Here is a 7,392-nt window from a genome sequence, read left to right on the forward strand (position 1 = left end):
TTAAGATAAGGTTAATTGTTGGTAACTAAACATGTCGTGATTGATTATACGTAATCATGTCTGGATGTGGTAATTCTTTTTTAATCCCCGTTTATTTAAATTGCGCATGATAAGATAGATTTTCACTGTGATTGTTATCACGAAAACATACCATGGCCTACACGGGAGATATTACGTATTCATGAATATAACGCTTTATTTTTTATTGCGATATGTGGTTTATTTCTTCACTTCCCCCCCCCCCCTGGTTATGCTGGAATCGCATAGCCGTGAAAATAAAAAGAATTTCTCTATTTCTTTCCGTGTGCTATGTTCAAATCATCACCGAAAAATAGTATTTGTAGTTTGAGTTTTAGAGGGTTTCATTTGGTTTATTATCTGCTGTTTTATCAGTCGGTGCTGTGTATGAGCTTTTATTGGTTATTATTCTTTTAATCAAAAAGTCGTAAATAAATACAGTGCATAAGCATTATTTACTGTGATTCGATGATACAGATTTTCTCTATATTACTGGTCTTTTTATACAATAAAGGAGTTCTTCATGGTGATTAAAGCCAATTACGAATCCGATGCTGGAAAACGTAAAGAAATGTCACATAAAGAGTTGGGGACGATTCCGCACATGCCTTTTGAAGAATACTCAGAAAGGCTGAAGCATTGCTTCACCATGAAGCGTAAAAACGGCATTCTCGAGGCGCGTTTACATACTAATGGTGATAGTTTGCAGTGGGGCGCTCCCGCTCACCAGGGGTTGCATTATTTCTTCGACTGGGCCGGAAGAGACCCTGAGAACGAAATTATTATTCTTGGGGGAACCGGGCCTGATTTTATGAAAGGCATTGGCCGGGTTGATAATAAAGGTAACTGGCAGCCCGCGACGGAGTTTTCTTCCGCGCCGGAAGAAGCCTGGAAGATGTATGAATACCAATATTATGACGGTACAAACGATATTGAAGGCCAGGTGTTCGATGTGGAAGTCCCCACCATTGGGGTCTGGAATGGCGCGGCGTTTCATACCGACCTGGTGTTATTCAGTGACATCACGCTTTGTACGGAAGATGCCTGGACGACAGAGATGCATTTCCGGGTAAATATGGTGCCTGGAGATGGTATCGGGATTGCCTGGCGCGAATTAATGGGCCGTAAGCGATACGCTTATGCTGAGTTGACGGGTGAAATTATTACCGCACGTAAGGCGCTGGCGCTGGGTATGGTCAATGAAATTTGTACGGATACCGAAGCCTGCTATGACCGTGCATGGGAAATTGCCGAACTCATTATGCGTACCGGTACGCGTGTGACGCGCCGTATTACCACGCAGCAATTGCGTAAGGCCTGGAAAGAGGACATCGCGAACGAGTTGCGTAATGCGTTCGCCACGGAAATGTATGTAACGGCGACCGAACACTCGCCCCACGAAGTGAATTACTGGCAGTGGGCTAAAGAAGAAGCTGAGTTGGTTAAAGCCGCGGAGAAAAAAGGAAAGATTGTTCGTCCCCGTATTGACGGCGGCCAGGAAGAAGATGAAATAAAATAATGAACCCTCACGTGGTTCTGGTGCGCGATTATTAAAATAAAAACACATGTGGATTTATATAAGGTACCGAAATGCCATGAAGAAAAATAACACGGGTGTTGCGGTATCTTATTCAATGCAACGTTGATTTTTATCTTCATCTGAATAGATTTTTTTAGAAATAAATATAGCGCATCAATTTGCGAAATAATAAATCGGGGCGTTGGGTATGCATAACGCCTGATTTCAAACCGTAGAAAGAATAGTGAGCGGGAGTGAACTCATGAGTACACAAAACGATGTCATTATTTCCGCTGCCCTGACCGGTGCCGTTACGCCAAAAGATATTAACGAATATATCCCGTTGACGCCGGAGGAAATCGCTGCCGACGCCTACCATTGCTGGCAAAAAGGGGCGGCCGTTGTTCATTTGCATATGCGCGATGAAAAAGGGACAGGGACCATGGACAGGGAACGTTTCGCGGAAACTATCCGGTTGCTGCGTAACTATCGGGATTGCGACGTCATTATCAACTGCACCACTTCGGGTGATAGCCGGGCCGATGATGCCCAGCGTATGGCGCACGTCTCCACGCTGGATGGCATTGAAATGGCATCCTGGGACGCGGGCTCGTTTAACTGGATGCCCGGCGGCGTATTTATCAATTCTCCCCAGTTTCTTGAGCAACTGGGGAAAGTCCTGACAGAACGCGGCATTAAACCTGAAGTGGAAATCTTCGACAGCGGCATGCTCGGCATTGCCCGTTATTTCGTTGAACAGGGCGCGATGCGCGCGCCCCTGCATTACCAGTTCTGCCTGGGGGTGCCGGGCGGCATGGCGGCGTCGGTGGAAAACTTGCTGTATCTGGCTTCGCATATTCCCGCCGGTTCGACATGGTCGGCATTCGGCATTGGTAAATACCACCTCCCGATTCTGTTCGCCGCACTGGCGTTAGGGGGGCATGTGCGTGTGGGGCTGGAAGATAACGTCTATTTCAGCAAAGGGGTGAAAGCCACTAATGCGCAACTGGTAGAGCGCGCCGGGCAAGCCATACGCCTGTGCGGCAAATGCGTCGCCACCTCCGCCATCGCCCGGGAAATTCTGGGCATCCCTCCACTGCATGTCGGATGACGCTTTGGTTATCGGCAGACGGGTGGCTCTTTCCCTTGTCTTTGTTGTTCGCGGCAGATGAGCTGGCTGCGCAGCAGAGGGGGAATTCGTTAACAGGCACTGGCATGAATATGCTGATGCGGTCAGGAAGAACGATTTATGAGAGAAGCAGTTATTGTTTCGGCGGCGCGTACCCCAATTGGCAAATGCCGTGGCGTACTGGCGCCGGTGCCAGCGCATGTATTGGGGGCGCTGGCTGTGAAAGAAGCGGTTCACCGGGCGGGGATTGATGCGGAACGTATTGATGACGTGATTTTCGCCAATCTGATGAACCATGAAATCAACAACATGGGGCGGATGGTGGCGCTGGAGGCGGGGCTGCCTGTCTCCGTACCGGGCATCACGCTGGACCGCCAGTGCGCCGCGTCGCTGAACGCGCTGGCGTATGGGGCTATCCAGATTATGGCGGGGTTTGCCGATGTGATTGTCGCGGGCGGCGTTGAAAGTGACTCACGACGTCCCTGGATGCAGGAAAAAACAGAGACCGCTTATTCAGTGCAACCGCCCCGCATTGTGGAAATTCACACGGCGCCAGATCAGATAGGCAACCCGCCGATGGGGATTACCGCCGAGAATATCGCCGCGCGTTATGGCTTTACGCGTCGTCAACTGGATGAGTTTTCACTGCGTAGCCACCGTCTGGCCAGCGCCGCCTGGAAAGGCGGGCGTTTTGACGAACAGATTGTGCCCGTCCCGGCGAAGGACAGGAAAGGGAAAGAAACGGCGGTGACGCGGGATGAGTCGGTTCGCCCCGATTGCTCGCTGGACGCGCTGGCTACGTTGCGTCCAAGTTTCCGCCCTGATGGCATCGTCACGGCAGGGAATAGTTCGCCGATGAGCGATGGCGCAGGGGCCCTGGTTGTGATGGAACGTGAGCTGGCTGAACGCTCCGGGCGCGACATCCTGGCGGTATTTCGCGGCTATGCGGTGACGGGAGGTGACCCGAATTACATGGGGCTGGGGCCGATATCCGCGACAGCGAAATTGCTGCGCCAGACCGGGTTAACCGTGAATGATATTGACCTGTGGGAGCTGAATGAAGCGTTTGCCGCGCAGTCGCTGGCCTGCATCCACGAAATCGGTATGGACATTGACCACGTCAACCCCAATGGGGGCGCGATTGCGATGGGCCATCCATTAGCGGGTACTGGCGCCATTTTGACGACGAAGGCGGTATATGACATGCGTGACCGTCACCTGAATAACGCGGTGATCACCTTTTGTGTCGGCGGTGGACAAGGTGTTGCCGTACTGCTGACGAGGGAATAGATGATGGTAAATAAAATTGCCTTGCCCGAAGAGATTATCGCGTTGTTTGAAGACGGGCAGACGTTAATGTGCGGTGGGTTTGCCAACCACGGCGTTCCTAATCGCCTGATTGATTGTGTGATAGCCAGCGGCGCGCGGCATTTTACCTTGATCAGTAATGATAGCGGCGACGCGGATTTGACCGTGGGCCGTCTGGTCCACCATGGGTTAGTGGATAAGCTCATCGCGTCCCACATCGGACGTAACACCGAAACCGTCGCGCTGGTGGCCGAAGGTAAGATTGAGCTGGAACTGGTGCCGCAAGGTAGCCTGGCGGAACGCATGCGTTGCGGCGGCTCCGGGTTGGGCGGCGTACTGACGCGCACGGGGCTGGGCACGTTAGTGGATGAAGGCAAGCAACATATTGATGTCGATGGCGAGATATGGCTGCTGGAAACGGCATTACGGGCAGACATCGGCCTGGTGCGCGCGCGAACCGCCGATCCCCTGGGCAACCTGACTTATCGTGGGACGATGCGTAATTTCAACCCGATGGTTGCTAAAGCCTCGCGGCTGACGCTCGTCGATGCCGATATGTTGGTGGATGTCGATGAATGCAGCATCGACAGCATCATTACCCCCGGTGTTTACGTGGATAAAATTCTGGCGCGTGAAGGAGGCAGGCTATGAACGCTCGTAACAGGATTGCCCGTCGGGCGGCGGAATACTTCTCAGACGGCGATGTCATCAATTTAGGCATTGGTATCCCCAGCTTGTGCAGCGATTACGCGCCTGCCGGCGTCATGTTTCATACCGAAAATGGCCTGGTGGGGATGGGGCCATTAGTGGAAGGCACGCTGGCGGTGGAAGCGTTCTCCAATGCGACCGCATTGCGTTTTGTGCCCGTGCCGGGCGCCAGCGCGTTTGATAGCGCGGAGTCCTTCGCGTTAGTGCGCTCTGGCAAGCTGGCTGCAACCGTGTTAGGCGGGCTGCAAGTGGCGGAAAATGGCGATTTGGCCAACTGGGCGCAGCCAGGCCGGGTATTCGGTATGGGCGGGGCGATGGATTTAGTGAGCGGCGCGCGAAAAGTGATTGTCACGATGGAACTGTGCACGAAAGACGGCAAACCGAAAGTCGTGAATACATGCAGTTACCCGCTGACCGGGCAAGGGTGTGTTGATCATATTGTGACCGAGCAATGCGTCATTGATGTGACATCCGATGGCCTGGTATTAAGCGAGTTACTGGAAGGCCTCACCCCTGACGATATTCAGCGCCAGGTCGAACCCCGGCTTATTGTCTCTCGCCAGTTGAAAACCATGCCAGCCTGAGTCTGGCGCGTTATCGCAGTGTGAGTGGGGTTGTTTATTTCCTGTCGCACATCATCGACTCAGATAACGAACAAACCCGGGTATGCCATCAATCGAGTAAGGCAGGGTTCTCAATGAATATCAACCAATTGCAGCGTATGCAGGCTATCTGGACGTTGGGGATTGCGACAGGCGGTTTTTATATTTTGTTGGTGGGAGTGGGCTTATTGCTCTCTGGAAAAGTAGATGACCACGCCCGTAAATATTGGCGCGACTGACAAGGGTAAGAGGTAAACATGAAATCACTCGTTATTGTGAGTGCTGTGCGTACAGCTATCGGTAAATTTGGCGGCAGTTTGAGCCAGGTTACTGCGCCGCAGTTGGGGGCGGTCGTGATGAAAAGCGCGATTGAACGGGCGGGGATTGATGCGTCAGTTGTGGATGAGGTGACTTTCGGTAATGTGCTCCAGGCGGGGCTGGGCCAGAACCCGGCCCGTCAGGCGATGTTGCAGGCGGGCGTGCCGGAAGATAAACCCGCAACCAGCATTAACATCGTATGCGGCTCTGGGTTGCAGAGCGTTATCCTGGCCGCGCAAAGTATCGCATCCGGCGGTGCGGAAGTCGTGCTGGCCGGGGGGATGGAGAACATGTCGGCGGCGCCTTATCTGCTTGATAAAGCGCGTTGGGGTTACCGCATGGGTGAAGGTCGGGTCGTCGATAGCATGGTCAACGATGGTCTGTTTTGCGCTATCAACCATTATCACATGGGTGTGACGGCGGAAAATGTCGCCCGCCGCTGCCATGTCAGCCGCCAGGAACAGGATGACATCGCCCTGTTGTCCCAACAGCGAGCGGCTGCCGCGATTGCCCGCGGGGATTTTAAACAGGAGATTGTCCCGGTAACCGTGCGCGACAAACGTGGCGACAGCGTGTTTGCTGTTGATGAATACCCCCGGAAAGAGGCTTCGCTGGAGAGCCTGGCGCAACTAAAACCCGCGTTCGACCCTGCCGGGACGGTGACTGCGGGGAATGCTTCCGGTATCAACGATGGCGCGGCGGCGTTGGTTGTCATGAGTGAGGAGAAGGCGGCCAGCCTCGGAATCCAGCCGTTAGCGCGTATCTGCGGGTATGCCGTCAGTGGCGTCGACCCCGTATTTATGGGCCTGGGGCCATTACCCGCGACACGTAAAGCATTACAACTGGCGGCGCTGACAGTAAAAGACCTTGATTTAGTGGAAGCTAACGAGGCGTTTGCTGCGCAATTTATTGCGGTTAGCCGTGAGTTGAAGTTGGATATGGAGCAAACAAACGTGAATGGCGGGGCCATCGCCCTGGGGCATCCTGTCGGCGCATCCGGCGCGCGTATTCTGGTGACATTACTACATGCGCTAAAAGCCAGAGATAAAACGCTGGGGCTGGCGACACTTTGTGTCGGCGGCGGGCAAGGCGTGGCCATGATTGTCGAGCGGATTTAATCATCATTCATTTGCTGTAATGCCGTTATTTATAGCTATTCTGATAAGCCATACGTTTGGGCAAATAATGACGCGTCTGGTTACCCCTGGCTGGACCCGGGTGATGCTTACGTATTTTATGCTTTGCGTGGATTAATTCAGGGGGCGTTATAGTCGTCCTGCAATTTTATTTATCAGATAGAAGAAAACGAATGATGTACAGGAAATAAAAAGCGTTAAATCAGGGGGGGTATCAGGCGAAAATAATACGTTTTATTCTGGGACGTAGAGCTGAGTTTTATTGAAAAAGCGCAGGGGATCCACAAAGCCCGCTCTATATATGAAGAGCAGATGGCTTTGTTGAATAAATCAGATTTGAGGCGAGTCTTCCTGTAACAGCTCACTGTTCAGGCAATGCGCACGCTTTCTGGCATACCCGCCTTCGTCATTTTGTTCAGTGCACGCACCAGCGCCAAAGCCTCTGCAACCTGACCGTCGTAGTCCCGTAGCGCCAGCGAACCGCCTAACAACTGCTTTACCCTGTACATTGCCGTTTCGGCTATTGAGCGACGATTATAATCTGTCGTCCATTTCCACCGGGCATTGCTCCCGCTCAGCCGTTGATTTGCCACTGCACGGTTTCGGTCCGCATATTCACCCGGCCAGTAACCCGCGCCTTTCCGGGGAGGGATA

General features: G+C 52.8%; 7 protein-coding genes and 1 pseudogene. 7 read left to right on the top strand and 1 reads right to left on the bottom strand.

Features of this window, described 5'->3' with window-relative positions; translation table 11 throughout:
- Positions 1-541 precede the first annotated feature (541 nt).
- From FE839_RS24155 to FE839_RS24180, 7 genes are all read left to right on the top strand, one after another.
- On the top strand, positions 542-1,537 hold the full coding sequence (locus FE839_RS24155; protein ID WP_138363246.1) for an enoyl-CoA hydratase/isomerase family protein: 996 nt from the start codon (positions 542-544) through the stop codon (positions 1,535-1,537).
- A gap of 262 nt (positions 1,538-1,799) precedes the next feature.
- On the top strand, positions 1,800-2,648 hold the full coding sequence (locus FE839_RS24160) for a beta-keto acid cleavage family enzyme (protein WP_138363247.1): 849 nt from the start codon (positions 1,800-1,802) through the stop codon (positions 2,646-2,648).
- A gap of 138 nt (positions 2,649-2,786) precedes the next feature.
- On the top strand, positions 2,787-3,956 hold the full coding sequence (locus FE839_RS24165; protein WP_138363248.1) for a thiolase family protein: 1,170 nt from the start codon (positions 2,787-2,789) through the stop codon (positions 3,954-3,956).
- 3 nt (positions 3,957-3,959) lie between these two features.
- Positions 3,960-4,625, top strand: coding sequence for a CoA transferase subunit A (locus FE839_RS24170; protein WP_138363251.1), 666 nt, complete (start codon positions 3,960-3,962; stop codon positions 4,623-4,625).
- Positions 4,622-5,266, top strand: a complete 645-nt coding sequence (locus tag FE839_RS24175; protein WP_138363249.1) for a 3-oxoacid CoA-transferase subunit B — start codon at positions 4,622-4,624, stop codon at positions 5,264-5,266. The genes FE839_RS24170 and FE839_RS24175 overlap by 4 nt, the downstream gene beginning before the upstream one ends.
- A gap of 113 nt (positions 5,267-5,379) precedes the next feature.
- Positions 5,380-5,523: a hypothetical protein gene (locus tag FE839_RS24745; RefSeq protein ID WP_171034960.1), complete on the top strand. Its 144-nt coding sequence runs from the start codon at positions 5,380-5,382 to the stop codon at positions 5,521-5,523.
- Between the two features lie 18 nt (positions 5,524-5,541).
- A complete protein-coding gene (locus FE839_RS24180) occupies positions 5,542-6,720 on the top strand; it encodes an acetyl-CoA C-acetyltransferase (protein ID WP_138363250.1) in 1,179 nt (392 codons plus the stop codon).
- 386 nt (positions 6,721-7,106) lie between these two features.
- On the opposite strand, the pseudogene FE839_RS24185 reads toward FE839_RS24180, so the two are convergent.
- Positions 7,107-7,392: pseudogene (locus FE839_RS24185) on the bottom strand (IS5/IS1182 family transposase); the annotation flags it as partial.

The organism is Klebsiella indica (assembly GCF_005860775.1).
GTDB lineage: Bacteria > Pseudomonadota > Gammaproteobacteria > Enterobacterales > Enterobacteriaceae > Klebsiella > Klebsiella indica.